The organism is Colwellia meonggei (genome assembly GCF_057537295.1).
Genome location: NZ_BAAJLZ010000014.1, coordinates 20,702 through 40,474 on the forward strand (window position 1 = coordinate 20,702; position 19,773 = coordinate 40,474).

The window sequence follows — 19,773 nt, forward strand, 5'->3', positions numbered from 1 at the left end:
TTGTTCTTATTATTTATCTGTTCTTGAGGCTATCAAATTACGATAGGCTAAGCCACTGGCTTTAATGGTTCGACATTGCGTTTCATAATCAACATGTACAATGCCGAATCGTTTACGATAACCTTCTGCCCATTCAAAATTATCCATTAAACTCCAAGCGAAGTAGCCCTTGATATCAACCCCTTGCGATATCGCTTGTGCAACAGCTGATAAATGTTGGTCGTAGTAATCAACACGACCATAATCGGCAACTTCACCATTGATACAGATATCAGCCATAGCGGCACCATTTTCGGTGATGAATACTGGTGGCAAGGTATATCGAGTATCTAAAGATACTAATAATTCGGTAAAAGCTTGTGGATAAATTTCCCAACCAATATCAGTTCTATCAACATTAGGTAATTGAATTTCTTCATATATATTCGCTAAGTTGTGTCGATATACGGCGCGCGTATAGAAGTTGATACCTAAAAAGTCCAGTGGTTGAGAAATAATCTCCATATCTCCAGGTAATATTTCCGGCTGTTGTTCTTTTGGAAGTTGTTGATTAATTGCGGGATATTCACCGTCAAGAATAGGTTTTATATACCACTGATTAAAATAATCGTCTGCATATTCAGCCGCTATTTTATCTCTTACTGAATCAGTTTCTGGATATGCTGGCGTAAAGTTTAAAACAATACCATTTTCGGTATCAGGGCTGTATTTTTTTAGTGTTTCCATGGCGAGACCATGAGCTAGCAGTAAATGGTGTGCTGCTTTTTTACCGTAGTTTACATCGGCATGGCCAGGCGCATGAATACCTGCTTCATAGCCAAGATATGCACTACAAAAGGGTTCATTTAGTGTTGCGTATGAATGTACCTTATTGCCAAAGGCTAATACTACTTTCTTGACATAATCTTGAAATTTATAAGCGGTTGCTCGGTTAAGCCAACCACCATCATCTTCTAAGTGTTGCGGTAAATCCCAATGGTAAAGAGTGACATAAGCCTTTATGCCTTTATCTCTAAGTCTATTCAAAATTGATGAATAGTAGCTAACGCCAAGTTCATTAATACTGCCATCTTTTTTGATAAGCCTAGGCCATGAAAGCGATAATCGATAAGCGTCAACACCAAGAGAAGAGATTATCTCAATGTCATCTTGCCAACGATGGTAGTGATCGCAGGCGATATCACCGTTTGAGTTGTCAGCGATTTTTCCGGGTGTTGCGCAAAATGTATCCCAAATACAAGGGAGCCGGTCTTCTACACCTCCTTCTATTTGAAAGGATGCAGTAGCTACACCATAAGTAAAACTTGTAGAGCGCATTGGAGAATTCTTTGGCAAAGATAACTTCATCATGATTTACATCGTCTTTTTCTTTTCAACATTGAGAGAAACTCAGCCGTCTCTATAGCAATATTAAGTTTCGGCTTAGATTTATTTTTTGTAAGCGCTTACATTGTGCTTGAAAAAAATTTGAGCTTCTGTAAGAATGAATCCCAAATGAAAGCGCTTACATTTTTAGATGTTAGTGGCTAATATAAAAAAGGTCAACTGGTTTTTATTTAATCGAATAATTTCGGGGGCAATATGGCAGGGCTATCAACGCAAGAGAATATATCGCATCAGGCGGTTAATGAAGGTACAGACTATCGCTTTGCGTTAGGGTCTTTAACTACACTGTTTTTTCTATGGGGGTTTATCACATGTTTGAATGATATATTAATCCCACACCTTAAGGCCGTATTTGATTTATCGTACGGTCAAGCAATGTTGATTCAGTTTTGTTTTTTCAGTGCTTATTTTCTTGTTTCTATTCCCGCCAGTAAAATTGTGGAAAAATTCGGCTTCCAAAAAGGTATTGTTATTGGGTTGCTCGTTGCGGCTGTTGGTTGCGGGATGTTTTACCCTGCGGCATTCTCACATAGCTATCCAGTATTCTTGAGCGCATTGTTTACCTTAGCGAGTGGCATTACCATATTACAAGTTTCTGCGAACCCTTATGTTAGTGCTCTTGGTCCAACTGTTACCGCATCTTCGCGGCTAACAATGACACAAGCCTTTAATTCCTTAGGCACTACAATAGCGCCATTTTTTGGTGCATATTTGATTTTAGATCAAGCATCCTCTGCAATGTCAGCAAGTGAGTCTGCTGCGGCAGTTCAACTTCCTTACTTACTATTGGCGGCTTCGCTTTTAGTCTTAGCGGCACTATTTGCATGGCTAAAACTTCCTGAAGTTGAGCAATCAAAATCGACAGCTCAAAAAGAAAGTCAAGAGGGGAGTATTTGGCAACATCGTCATCTAATTTTTGGGGCCATCGCGATATTTGTATACGTTGGTGCTGAAGTCGCGATTGGCAGTTTCTTAGTGAGCTTCTTATCTCAGGAAAATATTGCTGGCATCGGTGAATCTGAAGCTGCTAAATATGTTGCTTATTATTGGGGAGGCGCAATGGTTGGGCGCTTTGCAGGCGCAGTTATAATGCAAAAAATTGCTGCAGGTAAGGTATTAGCTTTTAATGCCTTTAGCGCGGTTACATTACTGGCGGTAGTTATTTTCTCGGACGGCATGATAGCAATGATAGCTATTTTATTGGTTGGCTTATGTAACTCAATTATGTTTCCCACCATTTTTAGCCTTGCTGTTACCAAGTTAGGGAAATATACCAGCCAAGGTTCAGGTATATTGTGCTTAGCAATTGTAGGTGGTGCTATTGTGCCATTATTACAGGGATTTTTGGCTGATATTGTGGGTATTCATGTCGCGTTTGTTTTGCCAATGTTTTGCTATCTCTACATCGCATATTACGGCCTTTCCGGCCATAAAATTCAGCATAAAAACATAGAAAATTAATGAAATGACGTTATAAACGGTTGGGAAGGTAGTGATAATGAATAAGAAAATACAAAGTAGTGCTAGAGGTGCCAAAGGCGTTGCGCGAATAGGTATTATCGAACTGGTAATGGGTTTAACTCTTGTTAGTGTACTGGGTTGTGGTAGTGGGGAGCAGAAAGAAAACAATGTAGTCGCAAAGGAAAAAGTGGCGGTTGCAGATTTTTGGCCTGTAATACCGCAAGCGCTTAATCCTGATCCTGAGCTTGAGCGTAAAATTCAAACCATGCTGGCAAAAATGACACTTGAGCAAAAAGTAGCGCAAATGATTCAGCCTGAAATTAGAGATATTACCGTTGAAGATATGCGTGAATATGGTTTTGGATCATATTTGAATGGTGGTGGTTCGTTTCCAAATGATAATAAGCAAGCAACGCCTCAAGACTGGATCAAGTTAGCAGAAGATATGTATCAAGCTTCAGTCGACAGTAGTCTAGATGGTTCATCGATACCAACTATGTGGGGAACAGATGCAGTACATGGGCATAACAATGTAATAGGTGCAACCTTGTTCCCACACAATATTGGATTAGGTGCAGCTAATAACCCTGAACTTATTGAAGAAATTGCTGCGATAACAGCTGTGGAAGTAATGGTTACGGGTATTGACTGGGTATTTGCGCCTACAGTAGCCGTTGTTCAAGATGATCGTTGGGGTCGTACTTATGAAGGCTACTCGGAAGATCCCAGCATTGTTAGAGATTATGCTAGTGCGGTTGTTAAAGGACTTCAAGGTTCGGCAAACAAAGACTTTCTTGCTGATAATCGAGTTATAAGTACGGTAAAACATTTTCTTGGTGATGGTGGTACAGTTGCGGGTGATGACCAGGGCGACAATATTTCAACAGAGCAGCAACTATTTGATATTCATGCGCAAGGCTATGTTGGAGGATTGGCAGCAGGCGCGCAATCGGTAATGGCCTCATTCAATAGCTGGCATGGCAAAAAAAATCACGGTAATAAATATTTATTAACCGATATCTTAAAAGATCGAATGGGCTTTGATGGTTTTGTGGTTGGTGATTGGAATGGCCACGGACAAGTTAAAGATTGTACTAATGAAAGCTGCCCACAATCAGTGAACGCTGGTTTAGATATTTTCATGGTGCCAACAGACGCATGGAAGCCACTCTATGAAAATACCATTTCACAAGTAAAGTCTGGTGAAATAGCGCAAAGTCGTATTGATGATGCAGTAAGCCGTATTTTGCGAGTCAAGCTTCGGGCGGGCTTATTTGAAAAACCTAGTCCAACGAACCGAAAATTGTCCGGCAAGACCGAGTTAATAGGACAAGAGAGTCATAGAAACGTTGCTCGTCAAGCCGTGCGTGAGTCACTTGTCCTTCTAAAAAACAATCGCAATATATTACCAATTGACGCCAGTAGTCATATTTTAGTGACCGGTGATGCCGCTGACAACATTGGCAAACAATCAGGAGGTTGGTCGGTTACCTGGCAGGGAACGGGTAATAAAAATAGTGACTTTCCTGGTGCTCAATCTATTTTTGATGGTATTAAACAGCAAGCACTGTTAGCAGGTGGTACTGCTGAATTAAGTATTGATGGCAGCTTTTCACAAAAACCTGACGTCGCTATTGTCGTTTTTGGTGAAGAACCTTATGCAGAAGGTCACGGAGATCGTGATAATTTAGAGTATCAGCGCGGTAATAAGAAAGATTTAGCGTTGTTGAAGAAGTTGAAACAGCAAGGCATTAACGTAGTTTCGGTATTCATTAGTGGCCGTCCAATGTGGGTTAATGCAGAGCTTAACGCTTCCGATGCCTTTGTTGCAGCTTGGTTACCAGGTACCGAAGGGCATGGAGTTGCAGAGGTGCTGTTAACAGATACTAATAATAAGGTAAATAACGACTTTACCGGTAAACTTTCTTTTTCTTGGCCTGCAACTGCCGAACAATCTGCAACTAATCATTATGATAGTGACTATCAACCGTTATTTAAATTTGGCTATGGTCTAAATTATCAAGACTCTGTGATGATTGAGAATACTTTAGACGAAACTGCAAAAGCTTCACAGAATAAAATTGAAACCTTAGTGTTATTTGCTGGCGCAGCGAATATGCCATGGAGAATGCAATTAAAGTCAGGTGGAGAAAGCAGTGCAATAAATTCAAGTAAACAAACCCTAGGTGCTATTACTGTACAAAGCCAAGATAAAGTCGTGCAAGAAGATGCTCGTCGTATTGCATTTGATGGTTCGAACCAGGCAAGTATCGCATTAGTGAGTAACTTCCCTGAAGATTTACGTGCTTACTTTGAAGCAAGCGCTACTTTAAGCTTTTCAGTACAAGTGAACGCTGAAGATGCAGATAAAGTGAATTTAATGATGAGATGTGAACAAAGTTGTCAGAATTCGTTTAAGTTAAGCCAGTTTTTAGTAAATGCTGCGACAAAGGGCTGGTATGACGTGGCCATTGATTTACAGTGTTTCAAAAAAGCCGGAGTAGATTTTTCTCAAGTTGTTAGTCCGTTTCAGCTAAGTAGTGTAAGTTCAGCTAAAGTTAGCTTTGCCAATATTATTATCAAACCAAATAATATTGCAGCCGCAACGATGAATTGCTCGGGGGAATAATACTAAAGTTTGTAGGATTACAATTTGTTGCAGTATCTGCTCAGTTTTACAACAGTAATTGATTGTTGGTTTGGTTAAAATAACAACAATTAACGCTGAACTGAGCAGGGAGCACTATATGCTAACATCTGTGAATACCAACTTCCCTTTAAAAGAAGTGACAATTATATATTATGGAGAAGAGTCACTTGAGTTAAAGCATGGTGTAGAGAGTTTTCCACAATTAAAAAATGGCCGAGTCGTTATTCCTGAAAGCTACAAGCAAGATAAATCAATTATTGCGGTATGCGAAGGTCGGGTTAACATTTTAAATAAATTTGGTGAGCGTATTGAATTTAAAACGCAACCAAATCAAGCGGTATAATATTTATAAAAAAGCAGCCAGAGGCTGCTTTTTTTTATGCGAGCAAGAAAGTTCTTAGATCGTTGACGGACAGTATTGCTTAATAAAGTCACCGTGCGCAGGCAGCTGAGTTACAACATTAGCAATATTGCTTTTTATATGTTTCAGAAACTTAATTAATTCCTCTTCACTCATATTATCAACAATAGGGTGATAGCTTTTAGGCGTTAGCCCTTGCCCAATCATGACTTGCATCCAAGAATCATCAAAAAGCTCATTATTTTTTCTAAATACTCGTCCAGTATCTTCAAACAGTTTGATTCGATGAGCTAGTTGTTGTGGGATTTCCATGTTACGGCAGTGACGCCAAAAAGGGCTGTCGTTACGGTTAGTAACCTTGTAATGTAAAATGATAAAGTCTCGAGTCGTTTCCCATTCAAAACGTGTCTGTTCATTGAACTCGTCGATATCTCCATCATTAATGTCATGCTGAGGGAACATTCTTAGTAACCTAACAATTGACTGTTGAATTAAATGAATACTGGTTGACTCTAATGGCTCTAAAAAGCCACTTGCCAGACCAACGGCAACACAGTTTTTATGCCAATGCTTTCTGCGCATTCCTGTTCTGAATTTTATTACTCGTGGTTCTGTAATTGTTTCTCCTTCGATATTATTAAGCAAAGTTGATTTTGCCTCGTCATCGCTTACATATTGACTGCAGTACACTATGCCATTTCCAACACGATTTTGAAGCGGAATGCGCCACTGCCAGCCAAAGTTGTGTGCTATTGAGCGTGTATAAGGCTTAGGTTGTTCTGTTGCTTTAGTTTGCACGGCGATGGCCGAGTCATTTGGTAACCAATGAGACCAGTCTTCATAACCAGTGTGAAGAGCACCCTCAATAAGTAACGCTCGTTGTCCTGTACAGTCTAGAAATAAGTCACCTTCTATTTCTTCACCATTTGTTAAAGTAAGAGAGGATATAAAGCCAGTACTATGGTCGAGATTTACCTGATCAATTTTTCCCTCTTTTCTTATAGCACCATTTGATTCAGCTATTTTTCGAAGAAATTGCCCGTATCGTGTTGCATCCATGTGATAGGCGTAATTCAGGCCATTTTTAGGTAGTTGAGCAAACTTCTCATTTAAACCGACCACATTCTCCAGACAATATTCCCCAAATTCCCCAGCAATACCAGCGCTCTTCCCTTTCAGCCAAAAGTGCTGAAAGCCCGCAGCCCAACAATCATTTCCCGTTACCCCAAATGCATGCATGTAATCTTCATTAACATCTCGCCAGTTCTCGAAGTTGATACCTAGCTTAAATGTACCATTTGTTGCAGCTAAAAATTCTGACTCATTAATCTTTAGCAGTTGGTGAAAATATTGCAATGTAGGAATTGTTGCCTCACCAACACCAACGGTTCCGATTTCGTCTGATTCCACTAAGACTATATCTAGATTTTTACCAATGGTTTTAGCTATAGCCGCAGCTGCCATCCAACCCGCAGTTCCGCCGCCCGCGATGACAACCTTTTTAATGTTTGTATTTTTATTTGTCATGTGTTTTCCGTTTGTTACTTGGTATTGTTCAGAGCTCTCTAATCTTGTGATTAACGATTAAGTTTATTTAATAATATAGAGCGAATTTTACGAGCTGCTAGCTCGGAGTCCTTTTCTAAGATCCCAAGTTTATCTTCAGGAATATGTGCTAAAGCTTTGCTATCACCATTGAAAATATAATAATTAAACATGCTTTGAACTGCTTGTTGCTGGTCAGTTGAAAGGCTGTTAATAGACAAAAGGGCATGGTATAGCGCATCGTAGGGAGAATCGGTGTAGTTTGCTGTATTTTGCCACCAGTAATTAACGAGTACATTGCAAGAAGTTAAGCTATCAACAGCATGCCACCATAGGCTCGGTAATAATAATGCATCTCCAGGTTCTAATTCAGCAACAAGAGCATTTTCTATCGCAAATTTAAATTTTGGATATTTAACAAAATCAGGGTTATTTAGATCAACCAAACTTATAGGTTGCCCTGCTGGCGTATGATCAAGAGGTCCAATATATAAATTGTCGATCTGCTCAGGAGGAAATAAAGTAAACCTTCTTTTACCAGCAATGCAGCATGCTAAATTATTCGGAAAATCTTGATGGGCAGCAATGCTCGTTTGGCTACTTATCCAAATACTTGAAAGCGCATTTTTATTCGATAACGCTTTTACATTGTGGCTTTGTTTGAACTCAGGCATTAAATGATCAATATGGGTGGAGCCCATATAATAACCGTATGGTTTTTTATGTTCCTCTTGTGAAAACAATGCAGATATAAACTCTGAAAAGTCGCAACTACTGCGTTCGAAATTAAAACCTGATAAGTCACTGTTATAAAATAGTCGGCCTTTTTCAGCCCATGGAATCTTACCAATACCAACTTGTATTGACCGACTCCATTTCAATAAATACTCTTTTAGCTTCGCATTTGACTGTTTTGTTTCACTTATTATTGGCCATTCATCAACCAAGCCTTTTAGTACTATCGGCTTTTCAATGCTGTTAATGTAATTCGATAAATCTTCGTCTGTATATGCTGTTAGCGTTTTGACTTGATTTAACTCAACTTGATTATCTGAGCTCATAGTTACAGGCTATTTTGGCTTTTTACACGTTTATCTTTTTTTTGAATCAGTGATGTTAAGTTGGCGTGAGATGCTATTACCATATAAATTACGTGCAATAGTCCTGATTTGTTAAGGCTTTCAAGTTGTTGGCCGCTAAGATTGGCAAGCTTATCTTCATTAATCGTATGAAAGCCACTTAGGCGATTATTTGAACCGTCGTTTAATTGTATATCTAAATTTAGCGGCTCAATTAATTCTAGGTCTTGAATAGTGTTGAGAAATAAATCTGTGGATTCCTTACTATCATGAAGCGTCTTTAAAATAGTACTAATACGGTTTAAATACTCACTGTTTCCGCCATGCTCTAAAAAGACATTAATGCCTGCCTCTTCATTTACTCTTGGGCTATCCATATCAATATGAATTAATGGCTGTGCTTCACCATTTGATTGTTCTTGTTGAAAACCAATTAAAAAAGGCTCTCTTTCAACAAACATTGGTATGTAGCTCGCTTCCCAGCCTTCATCAGATAGGAATAAGTTTTCCCCTTGTTCAAATCCAAACAATGCAATGGCAGAAAACTGGGTAGTGTCCTTATCTTTCAAAAAGAATATTGGGTAGTCAGCTTGTACATGCTTAAACTCAAAAGGAAAAATGACTGAGTAAGCTACCTTACTACCTAAAAATTCAGATTTCTCAGTAAGTACTTTTAAGTTTTTATGCGTAATATTATTTAGTAATTCATGCTTTGCCATTGGTAATTCCTATTCATCATTGTGATTAACTCGCTATTTTTTGTTGGTATTGTGCGGTTAAGTATTTAATTAATTCACGGTTGCTCGGTAACCCCGCAAGGTATTTACTTGTAAGTTGTTTATTTTCCATAAAGTGCTTTTCTGCCGTTAAATGGTTGTTAAAACGACTTGAAGTTGTGCGAGATTGAGTTTGAAAATTCATTCCATATAAAATGTACTGGTAACTAGCCGCTGGAAATATTTCCTCAATTTCAGTGAAATCATTATAACTAGGTGGTTGAAACTTCCACAAAGACATTAGTTCTTGTAAACGATTAGGAATGGAAGCTATTTTGCGATTGTCTTGCCAATATGTAGATGTACGATCACTTAAAATATAATGTAGTTTTAAGAATTCTACGATACGCTCCCAGCGATAATTAAATCGTTGGTTAAAGCGATTAGCTGTAATTGGCATGATACTGAGATCGGCAGGCAGCTCTTTTGCAATCATTTTGGCAGATAGCTCTACAAGGGCAAGTGCGGAAGCTTCAAGTGGCTCGATAAACCCAGCAGCCATTCCTACGGCAACACAGTTATGATGCCATAAAATATTCCTGTAACCCGGGGTAAACTTAATATCTCTAAATGTGAGCTTATCCACTTCTTTAGCTGGTATTGTTTTGGATAAATACTGATGTAATGTTTGGTGAGCATCTGATTGTGTTAAATAGTTTTCAGCGTATACGCATCCAACCCCGCGTCTTGATGGCAACCCTATGTCCCAAATCCAACCATTATCATGTGCCGTTGAAATTGTATGGCTGCTAATACAAGCTTGTTGATCTACGTATGGTACTTGAACAGCAACGGCACTGTTGTTAAATAACGTATCTTTTAGGTTTACTAAGGGTATTTTATAATGTTTTTCAATAAGTAATGAGTTTAGCCCAGAACAGTCTATAAATAAATCAGCACTTAATTTTCCATGCTCTTTGGTTACTATTGCTTGGATATTTGAATTTATTTCGCCGATAACATTTATAACATCATCTTGTATGTGTTTAACCCCTAGTTTTTCAGTGCAATGACGGGTTAATAATGCGGCAAATTTTCCAGCGTCAAGATGGTAGCCATAATTTGTTACACCAGCAAATTCAGGTGTTTGAAATTGCTTAGGTGCTTTATGTTGATCACATAAATGCGGCTGGCAACTTAGTGCATGTGCAAATGAGGTATCGGAGTGTTTATTTTGCCAATAATCAACTTGATTGGAAGTTCCTAAGCCATGTGGAGCGATAAAGGGGTGGTAATAACTGTCATTAGCATTGCCATTTTTCCAGCCAATAAATTTTGAACCTTGCTTAAATGAAGCATCACATGTTGCGATAAATTCAAACTCTTGAATACCTAAAGTAGTAAGGGTTTCTCGCATCGTTGGCCAAGTGCCTTCGCCAACACCAATCGACGGGATATTTTTTGATTCTATTAGGGTAACTTTAACGCCGGTACTTGCTCGGGCGTTATGTTCGGCGGCGATTATACCCGCAGTAAGCCAACCAGCGGTTCCTCCACCTAAAATAATGATTTCTTTCAATGGTTTATTCATACGGCTTATATCCATTGGTATTTAGTAGTAACGTTATATTTAAGGTTAGCCTTATTAACACGAGCTTGTAAACTTGTAACTAATAGCAATGTATTCGAAAGTAGGGCAAGCAAATACTGCTTGCCCTAGTCATTTCTATACTAATTAAAACTTATATCTTAGGCCGATATTATATCTTGGGCCCATTTGTTGAATATTCTTCACCATCAATTTATGGCGCCCGTAAGAGCGGGTATATTCATCAGTTAAGTTTATACCTTCAACAAAAAGTGTTAAATTTTCGTTGTAGTCATAGCTTATATTGGCATCAAGCTGGCCATAGTCTTCAACATAAACTGGGTTTGAACCTTGTCCATCGTTAAGCCCTTGCAAGAAATCGTCACGCCAGTTGTATGCAAGACGCATTTGTAAGCCGTCTTTATCATAAAATGCCACGAGGTTGTATGAATCACTTACACCGAGTAAAGGTGTATTTTCATCACCGTGATCAGCATTATCGTACTCAACATCACTATCTACTATGGTGTAGTTAGCAATAACACCAAAGCCAGAATCTCCGAATAAATGTTGTAAAGCAAATTCAAAGCCATCAACTTTATTAGAACCTTGGTTATAAGGCTGACTGATTTTAACTGACAAGGTGTCGTTAGCTGTAGGGTGTCCCCATATTTGATTTTTGACTGGATCTCCACCCGGGTCGACAATTATTGAGCTATCGCCACCGTAGGTTGCCACTAAATACGCTCTTATTGCAGCACTGTTTGATGGATCGCCACCGGTAGCTGCAACCGCCTCTTGATAACGCGCACCTTCAGCTGGGCTATTCACTGCCCAAGGTTGTTCAATGGACTCACGAGTACCAATAACATTATCAACATCCTTTTGGAAGAAACCAATTGATGCGTAGCTACCTTCGTTGTAGTAATACTCAAATGATAAATCAATATTTTGAGACTCAAGTGGCAATAAACCAACATTGCCTCGATTACCCGTACCATTATCAACATTGCGTACTACGTCTAAAAAATTACCTGCTGTTAAATTACCATAACCTGGGCGTGTAATTGTTTCACTATATGAAGCACGGAAAACTATGTCGTCGGTGACTTCAATGTCAAAATCTATATTAGGCAATAGGTAGTCATAATCGGCTTTATCGTCATAATATTTCGCTTCACCTCTTACAATTTCAAATTCATTTGTTGATACCCAGCCTATTGCTATAGGATCAGGCGATAAAGTATTTGATGCGACATCTGTTTGTTCGTAACGTAGGCCTACAACTAAATTGGCAGGACGATCGCCAATTTCAAAACTCATATTGGCTTTAACATATGCATGAACAGACTCTTCTTTAGTTCTTCGGTCAGTTTCAAAGTTATTAGGTGCACAAATATCTGTTCCACATGGCGAATCGGCCGGTGAGCCATATCTAGTATGAACTAAATCGGCGATGGTATTGAAATCAACCGCCCAAAATTGGTTAATCATGCTAGATTTATCGCCAGGTAAATTATCGAAGCGGTCAACCATTGTACTCATGCTTGCTAATAGAAAGTCGTCATCAATATCATCTGGCGAGCCTGTTCCGCCCCAATTTGGTCGTTCAGCTTTACCAAATGCGTTACGGTTTTCAACGTTATTAAATCCAACGCCAAAATCAACACTTTCTACGATACCTTCGTCAAAAATATATGCGCCATTCAGTTGCAGTTGGTCAATTTCCGAACGAGTATAGCTATTTCTGAAACTAGTACCTGTTGTTACAACACCTTCAGGCGTTAACCCTGAAGTGCCGTTTGGAAATACCACTTCTACAACAGGGAAGCCCGATGAAAAATCTACTTTTGTTTCTGCACGCGTCCATGTCGCCATTTGGATAGTATTGCTGTTGCCATAAATGCTATCAGGCTTTGACTCTGCAGTAGAGCTATGGAAATCTAGATTAAATGAAAGGTTATCGTTAACTATGTACTCTAAATTAAAACCAATTGATTTGTTTTCATTTACTTTGGCACTTTGCTCAACTTGGCTTACTAAATCAGATGGACCGTCAGTATCATGCAACAGCAGTGGGGCTGCAACATTATCACCGTTAGGGTCTGTCCAAACAGAACCATTAGGTAAACCAGCATAATTTAAGCTCATCCACACTGAATGAATATTTTGATTAAGCTCTTCTTCAAATTTAGAGTAGGTATAATCAAGCGTAGCCGTAAGGTTTTCTACTGGACGATATTGTAAGGTCAGTTGCCCGTTAGTTCGTGTTCTTTCAGTTTCACTAAAGCCATAGAGAACATTATGTGGAACCGCATATGTCACACCATCACCAGGTACATTAACCTGAGTAGGTCCTGGGCCTACAGAGCCCCAATCGCCAACACCACCAGTTTGTGGGCGCCAGCCGTTATCAACTCCAGCACGAGCAGAGCCACTGTCTCGTTCTTGACGACTTGCTGTTACCGCTACACCGAAAGTGCCATCAGCAAATGTATTACTATAAAGAGCAGATAACTCTGGTGTTAAACTGCTACCATTTTCAGACGAAGTGTCATGCACCCCTTTGATACCAAAAGAAGCCTTTTCTCCTACAGATAAAGGCTTAACAGTAATGATGTTAATTGTTGAGCCAATACCGCCTGTAGCGATATCAGCACGACCTGTTTTATAAACTTCAACTGCATTTATACCTTCAGAGGCAATATTTGCAAAATCAAAAGAGCGTGAATCAGAAGCACTGGTGTCATTGATATTCGCCGTTGGCATTTGTCGGCCGTTTAGCGTCACCATATTGAAATCTGGACCAAAACCTCGAACGGTTACCTTTGAACCTTCACCATTATCTCTATCAATTGATACACCACTGATACGCTGTAAAGATTCAGCAAGGTTAGTATCTGGGAACTTACCCATATCTTCAGCGTTAATGGCATCAACGACACCATTAGAATTTCGTTTAATATCCATTGCTTTCACTAAGCTGCCGCGAATACCGGTTACTTGAATGACTTCAATTTCTTTTTCTGCGTTAGTGCTTTCTTCCGCATAAGTTGGTGCAACCGAGCTTACGCCTAATATCAGCGATAAACTTGTTGCTATGCGTGATTTTTTATAAATTTTTGTGTTCACTTGCATCTCCCCTCGAGACATTTAATCACATTCGATCCAGATATTCATATAGTAATTTTGTAAGCGCTTACATTTGTATTTTTTTAAAAAAGGCTATTTAAATTGTAAGCGCTTACATAAAGTTAGTTGAAAAAAATATTAACGTCAATAAGTTTTTGGTTATTAATTGAGCTTTTGTTTTTATTGTTATGATTTTAAAGGGCTTAATTTGTACTGCTTATCGTTAAATAATCAGTAATAGTAATTTCAAGCATCAAGACAACGGTAGAATAAAAACCATAACAAAATAAAATGAAAGCGCTTTCATTTTGTCGTAAATTATGATTAAACTAAAAAGTGAAGTGTGCGACGTTACGGCTATTGATAACAATTAATAGCTATTTATTACGTTATGTTAAAAAAGTATTTTCTGCGTCGCTATTAAATAAGTTAAGGCAGTTATTATGCAAACTCTTAAATTGAAAGAAAAAATATCATATGCCTGTGGCGATGTAGCGTCTAATTTCTATTGGCGTGTATTTGATGTTTTTCTATTTATATTTTACACCGATGTTTTCGGACTTCATCCGGCTGCCGTTGGCACCATGATGCTAGTAACACGTTTGATTGATGCATTTTCAGATCCAATTATGGGCGCGTTGGCTGATAGAACACAAACTCGTTATGGCAAATTTCGTCCGTATTTACTGTGGGGAATAATTCCGTTAGCTGCCGCAGGTGTGTTGGTTTTTACCGTGCCTGACCTGCAAGATGGCGGTAAGCTAATTTGGGCATATGCTACCTATATATTTATGATGCTGGCTTACACCTTCATCAATGTACCGTATGGTGCATTACTTGGTGTGATGACCGGAGAAAGCCAAGATCGAACAACATTAACAAGCTTTCGTTTTATCGGAGCATTTTCCGGTGGTAGCTTAGTCGCATATTTTACACCAACATTAGTCAATGAGTTAGGGCAAGGGAATCAAGAGCTTGGCTGGCAATTAACCATGGGCCTGTATGGTGTCATTGCGGCAATTTTGTTTGCGATTAGTTTTTACAATACCCGAGAGCGTATTACACCGCCTAAGAACCAAAAAACACCAATTCGTACAGATCTAAAAGATTTACTCAACAATAAACCTTGGTTGATTCTATTTAGTTTAGCCTTGATCGTAATGATGACAATTACGCTCAGGGCGAGCTCTGGCACCTTCTATTTTAAATACTTTGTTGGTAGAGAAGATTTAATCGGCAGTTTTTCTTTTGTTTATATGATTGCGCTAGCGTTGGGTGCAGCTTGCACACCGTTAATGACCAAATTCTTTGATAAGCGTACCTTATTAATGATGCTTATGCTGATAGTTGCTTTGCTTTCCAGTGCATTCTACTTTGTAGATAAAAGCCAAATAAGTTTGATGTTCACATTACAAATAGCCATCGGCTTTTGTTTAGGACCAAAGTCGCCTTTGGTGTTTTCTATGTACGCCGACACTGCTGATTATTCCGAATGGAAAAATGGTCGCCGCGCAACTGCAATGGTATTTTCTGCTGCCGCATTTGCCCAGAAGCTAGGTGGCGCTTTTGCTGGTGCGTTAATGGGTTGGTTACTTGCATCACTTGGTTATGTGGCAAACCAAATACAATCGGACGAATCTGCTAATGGCATCGTATTATTGATGACGATTATTCCGGGCGTATTTGCTGTGCTCTCTGTATGTATTATTCGTTTTTATTCCCTGTCAGATGATGCAGTAAAGAATTTACAGCAGGATTTGAGCAAACGAGTACCAGCTAGGGAGTCAACTTAGTGATTAACAGTAAACAAGATTCCGTCAGCCAGGTACTTCCGTATCAACATGATGTTGTAACGAAACGCATAAACTGCTTTAACCCAATAAATATGAAGTTTGCCAGTGGCTTTTTATGGAACAAAACCATGATGATCCATATGAATTGTCGAGGTTATGCCGTTAGTCAATTTATGCAACCTGAACCAAGTAAGTATTCAGCTGCCCCTAATATTGAAGCAAAAACTTTTATGCAACCCGAACAGGGGTATTTTGCTCATCATCCGGGACGCTTTTTCTATGTTAAGTGTCATGAAACTGATGAAGTATTTTCAATACCTTTTGAGCCAGTGCGTAAACCGTTAGATAAATTCACTTTTTCTATTGGCCTTGCCGATATCGTATGGCGAATAGAACATTTATCGATTGAGTTCATTTTAACGCTGACCTTGCCGGTAGATGGCAGTCATGAATTATGGCAATTAGAAGTTAAAAACTTAACCAACGAAGCCAAGAATATTAGTATATATTCTTATTTTTCTGTTGGTTATAAATCATGGATGAATCAATCTGCCAATTATTATCCTGAAAATAATGCAATTTTAGTTAAAGGTATTACACCTTACCAAAAGCTTGAAGACTACTATAAAAATCAGCCACTAAAAGACGATACTTTTTTACTAGCTGAACGCACACCATGTAGCTGGACAACCAGCCAACAAGCATTTGAAGGGGAAGGTTCGTTACATTTACCTGAAGAAGTTAACATTAAAAACCTTTCGAAAACTCCTGCTTGTTATGAAACGTCAGTTGCCGTAATGCAGTACAATATCGAGTTATCTGCTCAGCAAAATCAGCAATTTAAGTTTGTTTTTGGAGCCTGTAAAGGATTGGACGAAGTTGAATCTATTAGAAAGCGTTATTTTAAAAATGAAAACTCATTTGAGAAAAACCACAGTGAATATCAACGATACATCCAGCAATCACAGCAGAGTTTTAGTTTTGAAAGCGAAGATAAAGCACTAAACCAATTTGTTAATCATTGGCTGCCCCGACAAGTTTATTATCATGGTGATAGCAATAGACTAACAACAGATCCACAAACCCGAAATTACTTACAAGATTCCATGGGCATGTGTTTTATTGCGCCAGAAAAAACTAAACAGGCTTTGTTAACCACTCTTTCTCAACAAAAGCGTGATGGCTGTTTGCCCGACGGTATTCTTTTACACCCTGACGCAGAAATTAAATATATTAACTTAATTCCTCACAGTGACCATTGTGTGTGGTTACCGATTTGCCTAAAAGTATATTTAGATGAAACTAATGATGTCGACTTCTTACAAGAGCAAATCGCTTTTGGTGATGATGATAGCCTATACACCGTAGCAGAGCATGTGGAGTTGGCGCTTGATTATTTACTAAATGCCACAGATGAACGTGGCTTAAGTTACATTGAGCAAGGCGACTGGTGCGACCCATTAAATATGGTAGGCCACAAAGGTAAGGGCGTTTCTAGTTGGCTATCGTTAGCAACGGCTTTTGCTCTAAAGCAGTGGTGTAGTATTCAGCAAGACTATGGCAAAGCAAATAATAGTAAACTTAAAGAGTATCAGTTTGCCGCAGATGCAATGAATAGCGCAGTTAATCAGCATTTATGGGATGGCAACTGGTACGCAAGAGGGATCACCGATGACGGTAATTGCTTTGGTATTGCAAACGATATTCAAGGAAGAATATTTTTAAATCCACAAAGTTGGGCAATACTTAGTGGCGCAGCTAACAAGCAAAATATACCCGATATTTTGTCTGAAATTGATAAGCAATTATCGACACCGTTTGGCCCTATGATGTTAGCACCAAGCTATACAGAAATGCGTGAAGACATCGGTCGCTTAACACAGAAATACCCGGGCACAGCGGAAAATGGCTCCGTGTATAATCATGCCAGTATTTTTTATGCTTATAGTCTGTTTCAAATTGGCGAGTCAGATAAAGCACTCGCCATTATTCAACAAATGTTGAGTAGTGAAAAAGATGTTTTGGTTCGTCAGCAATTACCGGGTTTTATTCCCAATTATTACCGTGGTGCTTATTATCAATTTCCAGAAATGGCGGGGCGCTCAAGTCAATTGTTTAATACTGGCACCGTCGCCTGGGTTTATCGCTGTATTATTGAAGAACTATGTGGATTAAAAGGGCAAGCTGGCAATTTGCTTGTTAAGCCTAAACTTCCTGAATCTTGGCATAATTTAACTGTCGAGCGTAAATATCGAAATGCGATTTTTAAGGTGAAAATATCTCGTGATGAAAAAGTGCAACAGCAATTATTGCTTGTTGATGGCGTGCGCTGTGTTAATAACAAAGTCGAAAATATTCAATCGGGCAGATGCTACATGCTGAATGTTGTTTTACCTTTATCTACCCGTTAATTTAAGGGCGACATGACGAATTTATTGATTATTATGGGAGTTAGCGGCAGTGGTAAGTCAACAGTCGCTGAACAACTGGCAGAGAAAATAGATTATAGTTTTATCGATGCAGATGACTTTCATAGCGGTAGTGCAAAAGAAAAAATGGCTGCAGGTGATGCACTCACCGATGAACTTAGAGCGCAATGGATGCAACACCTGCAGCGTTTTTTAACCATTAGCGCTAAGCAAGAAACATCTATTGTTTTGGCACATTCAGGTTTAAAAAAAGTTCATCGTGATATGTTAAGAGCATCAGGCTTTAGGGCGCACTTTTTCTTTTTAGAAGGCAGTGAAAGTTTAATAGCAGAACGTATGCAAAAACGCTCAGAGCACTTTTTCCCCGCCAGTTTACTACGCAGCCAATTTCAAGCACTTGAGCACCCAAAAATATCACAGCAACAAGGTGAGGAATTAGATGTTAGTATCATTAGTATTGAGCACAGTGTTAACGAGATATTGAGGCAAATAGAACAAGCAGCAATAGAGTTCATCTCACAAAATACATAACATTAAAAATGCAGGCGATATTCGAGAATTCAGTATGATAACTAAAAAAATTAACAGCTTAACAAAAGTATCTTTGCTCAGTAGCTTGTCAGTATTTGCTGCAACAGGCCATGCCCTAGAAGCTAAGCAAGCAAAAGTAGCACCTACTATTGACGGCGTTATGGACGCCTCATGGCAAGCCGCTAAATGGCAACCACTTAACCATCATATATTAGGGGAAATGCCCAGTGCTGAAGACTTCTCTGGTCGCTTTAAAATTATGTGGGATAAAAATAAAATTTACCTTTTAACTGAAATTCAAGACGATGTACTTTTTGATAATCACCCCGATCCATTAAAGGCCTATTGGGATGATGATTGCCTAGAAATTTTTATCGATGAAGACAGATCAGGTGGTGAACACCAATTTAACTTTAATGCCTTTGCTTACCATGTTGCACTCGACAACCAAGCGGTTGATATTGGCTATAAAAAACCAAATGGCCAGCCTGATTTTATGTTGCTTAATGACCATCTTAAAAGTGCATGGAAGCGTCAAGCCATAGCGCCTCATAAGCTTATTTGGGAAGTAGCATTAGATGTTTACGATGACAGCTTTGATTACGTAACCACTAAAACAGGTACTAAAGAGTTTAATGATGCGAAGCCAGTAATATTAACCGCTAATAAAGAGCTCGGTTTTATGCTCGCTTATTGCGATAACGACGGTAGCGCTAGCCGAGAGCATTTTATCGGTTCAGTGGCTATAGAGCCTAAGAACGGCGATAAAAACTTAGGTTATAAAGATGCAGGTGTTTTTGCACCATTAACTTTGGTTGAGTGATTTGGAATAGTCGCGCTATATGAAGGCAATATAGCGCCTATCTACATTGTTATCCGTTTGGGAACTTGTTGTAATTTTCTATTTTTATGCAGCAGCTTTGATTGCTTTTTTTACCTTTTTTAAAGCCATTTTTTGTTTTAATGGCGAAAGGTAGTCAATAAATAGTTTTCCTTTAAGGTGATCTATTTCATGCTGCAAAACGATTGCCAAAAAATCATCATTCTCTATTGTTACTTCTTTACCTAAGCGATCTAAACCTTTTACAGTTACACTGGTAAA

General features: G+C 38.9%; 14 protein-coding genes. 7 read left to right on the forward strand and 7 right to left on the reverse strand.

The genetic code is table 11. The features are described 5' to 3' along the window. Window positions 1–9: 9 nt before the first annotated feature. Window positions 10–1,350 (reverse strand): GH1 family beta-glucosidase, encoded by a 1,341-nt coding sequence (locus AC27E9_RS18740; protein WP_487132831.1) that lies wholly within the window; start codon window positions 1,348–1,350, stop codon window positions 10–12. Window positions 1,351–1,581: 231 nt separating this feature from the next. On the opposite strand from AC27E9_RS18740, the gene AC27E9_RS18745 reads away from it, so the two are divergent. The 3 genes from AC27E9_RS18745 to AC27E9_RS18755 all read left to right on the forward strand — a co-directional run bounded on the left by AC27E9_RS18745 (window position 1,582) and on the right by AC27E9_RS18755 (window position 5,840). Next, on the forward strand, window positions 1,582–2,847 hold the full coding sequence (locus tag AC27E9_RS18745; protein ID WP_487132832.1) for a sugar MFS transporter: 1,266 nt from the start codon (window positions 1,582–1,584) through the stop codon (window positions 2,845–2,847). A gap of 109 nt (window positions 2,848–2,956) precedes the next feature. Next, on the forward strand, window positions 2,957–5,476 hold the full coding sequence (locus AC27E9_RS18750) for a glycoside hydrolase family 3 protein (RefSeq protein WP_487132844.1): 2,520 nt from the start codon (window positions 2,957–2,959) through the stop codon (window positions 5,474–5,476). Between the two features lie 118 nt (window positions 5,477–5,594). Beyond that, the gene (locus tag AC27E9_RS18755; protein WP_487132833.1) at window positions 5,595–5,840 is read left to right on the forward strand and encodes a TIGR02922 family protein; all 246 of its coding nucleotides are present in this window, start codon (window positions 5,595–5,597) and stop codon (window positions 5,838–5,840) included. A 54-nt stretch (window positions 5,841–5,894) separates the two neighbouring features. Here the strand turns inward: AC27E9_RS18755 and AC27E9_RS18760 are convergent, their stop codons facing one another. The 5 genes from AC27E9_RS18760 to AC27E9_RS18780 all read right to left on the reverse strand — a co-directional run bounded on the left by AC27E9_RS18760 (window position 5,895) and on the right by AC27E9_RS18780 (window position 13,924). Then, entirely contained in the window at window positions 5,895–7,385 is a 1,491-nt protein-coding gene (locus AC27E9_RS18760) for a tryptophan halogenase family protein (protein WP_487132834.1), read from the reverse strand. A gap of 50 nt (window positions 7,386–7,435) precedes the next feature. Beyond that, window positions 7,436–8,464, reverse strand: a complete 1,029-nt coding sequence (locus AC27E9_RS18765) for a cupin-like domain-containing protein (RefSeq protein WP_487132835.1) — start codon at window positions 8,462–8,464, stop codon at window positions 7,436–7,438. Between the two features lie 2 nt (window positions 8,465–8,466). Continuing rightward, on the reverse strand, window positions 8,467–9,201 hold the full coding sequence (locus AC27E9_RS18770) for a SapC family protein (RefSeq protein WP_487132836.1): 735 nt from the start codon (window positions 9,199–9,201) through the stop codon (window positions 8,467–8,469). 25 nt (window positions 9,202–9,226) lie between these two features. Then, complete coding sequence (locus tag AC27E9_RS18775) at window positions 9,227–10,789, reverse strand: tryptophan halogenase family protein (RefSeq protein WP_487132837.1); 1,563 nt, start codon at window positions 10,787–10,789, stop codon at window positions 9,227–9,229. Between the two features lie 144 nt (window positions 10,790–10,933). Continuing rightward, a complete protein-coding gene (locus tag AC27E9_RS18780; protein ID WP_487132845.1) occupies window positions 10,934–13,924 on the reverse strand; it encodes a TonB-dependent receptor in 2,991 nt (996 codons plus the stop codon). A gap of 437 nt (window positions 13,925–14,361) precedes the next feature. Here AC27E9_RS18780 and AC27E9_RS18785 point away from each other — a divergent pair, with 437 nt between their 5' ends. Genes AC27E9_RS18785 through AC27E9_RS18800 form a run of 4 tightly spaced genes read left to right on the forward strand, consistent with a single transcriptional unit; the run spans window position 14,362 to window position 19,494 of the window. Continuing rightward, a complete protein-coding gene (locus tag AC27E9_RS18785) occupies window positions 14,362–15,711 on the forward strand; it encodes an MFS transporter (protein ID WP_487132838.1) in 1,350 nt (449 codons plus the stop codon). After that, window positions 15,711–18,122 (forward strand): GH36-type glycosyl hydrolase domain-containing protein, encoded by a 2,412-nt coding sequence (locus AC27E9_RS18790; protein ID WP_487132839.1) that lies wholly within the window; start codon window positions 15,711–15,713, stop codon window positions 18,120–18,122. Before AC27E9_RS18785 ends, AC27E9_RS18790 begins: the two co-directional genes overlap by 1 nt. 12 nt (window positions 18,123–18,134) lie before the next feature. Then, a complete protein-coding gene (locus AC27E9_RS18795; RefSeq protein WP_487132840.1) occupies window positions 18,135–18,671 on the forward strand; it encodes a gluconokinase in 537 nt (178 codons plus the stop codon). Between the two features lie 34 nt (window positions 18,672–18,705). Next, a complete protein-coding gene (locus AC27E9_RS18800; RefSeq protein WP_487132841.1) occupies window positions 18,706–19,494 on the forward strand; it encodes a sugar-binding protein in 789 nt (262 codons plus the stop codon). Window positions 19,495–19,578: 84 nt separating this feature from the next. Here AC27E9_RS18800 and AC27E9_RS18805 read toward each other — a convergent pair. Then, the coding region (locus tag AC27E9_RS18805) for a peptide deformylase (RefSeq protein WP_487132842.1) at window positions 19,579–19,773 on the reverse strand (195 nt) is incomplete at its 5' end.

Bases quoted from the DNA above. Each gene is read 5' to 3' on its own strand.
- AC27E9_RS18755 (WP_487132833.1), top strand. From the start codon at position 5,595: ATGCTAACATCTGTGAATACCAACTTCCCTTTAAAAGAAGTGACAATT.
- AC27E9_RS18750 (WP_487132844.1), top strand. From the start codon at position 2,957: ATGGGTTTAACTCTTGTTAGTGTACTGGGTTGTGGTAGTGGGGAGCAG.
- AC27E9_RS18795 (WP_487132840.1), top strand. From the start codon at position 18,135: ATGACGAATTTATTGATTATTATGGGAGTTAGCGGCAGTGGTAAGTCA.
- AC27E9_RS18765 (WP_487132835.1), bottom strand. From the start codon at position 8,464: ATGAGCTCAGATAATCAAGTTGAGTTAAATCAAGTCAAAACGCTAACA.
- AC27E9_RS18770 (WP_487132836.1), bottom strand. From the start codon at position 9,201: ATGGCAAAGCATGAATTACTAAATAATATTACGCATAAAAACTTAAAA.
- AC27E9_RS18775 (WP_487132837.1), bottom strand. From the start codon at position 10,789: ATGAATAAACCATTGAAAGAAATCATTATTTTAGGTGGAGGAACCGCT.
- AC27E9_RS18740 (WP_487132831.1), bottom strand. From the start codon at position 1,350: ATGATGAAGTTATCTTTGCCAAAGAATTCTCCAATGCGCTCTACAAGT.
- AC27E9_RS18760 (WP_487132834.1), bottom strand. From the start codon at position 7,385: ATGACAAATAAAAATACAAACATTAAAAAGGTTGTCATCGCGGGCGGC.
- AC27E9_RS18785 (WP_487132838.1), top strand. From the start codon at position 14,362: ATGCAAACTCTTAAATTGAAAGAAAAAATATCATATGCCTGTGGCGAT.
- AC27E9_RS18780 (WP_487132845.1), bottom strand. From the start codon at position 13,924: ATGCAAGTGAACACAAAAATTTATAAAAAATCACGCATAGCAACAAGT.
- AC27E9_RS18745 (WP_487132832.1), top strand. From the start codon at position 1,582: ATGGCAGGGCTATCAACGCAAGAGAATATATCGCATCAGGCGGTTAAT.
- AC27E9_RS18800 (WP_487132841.1), top strand. From the start codon at position 18,706: ATGATAACTAAAAAAATTAACAGCTTAACAAAAGTATCTTTGCTCAGT.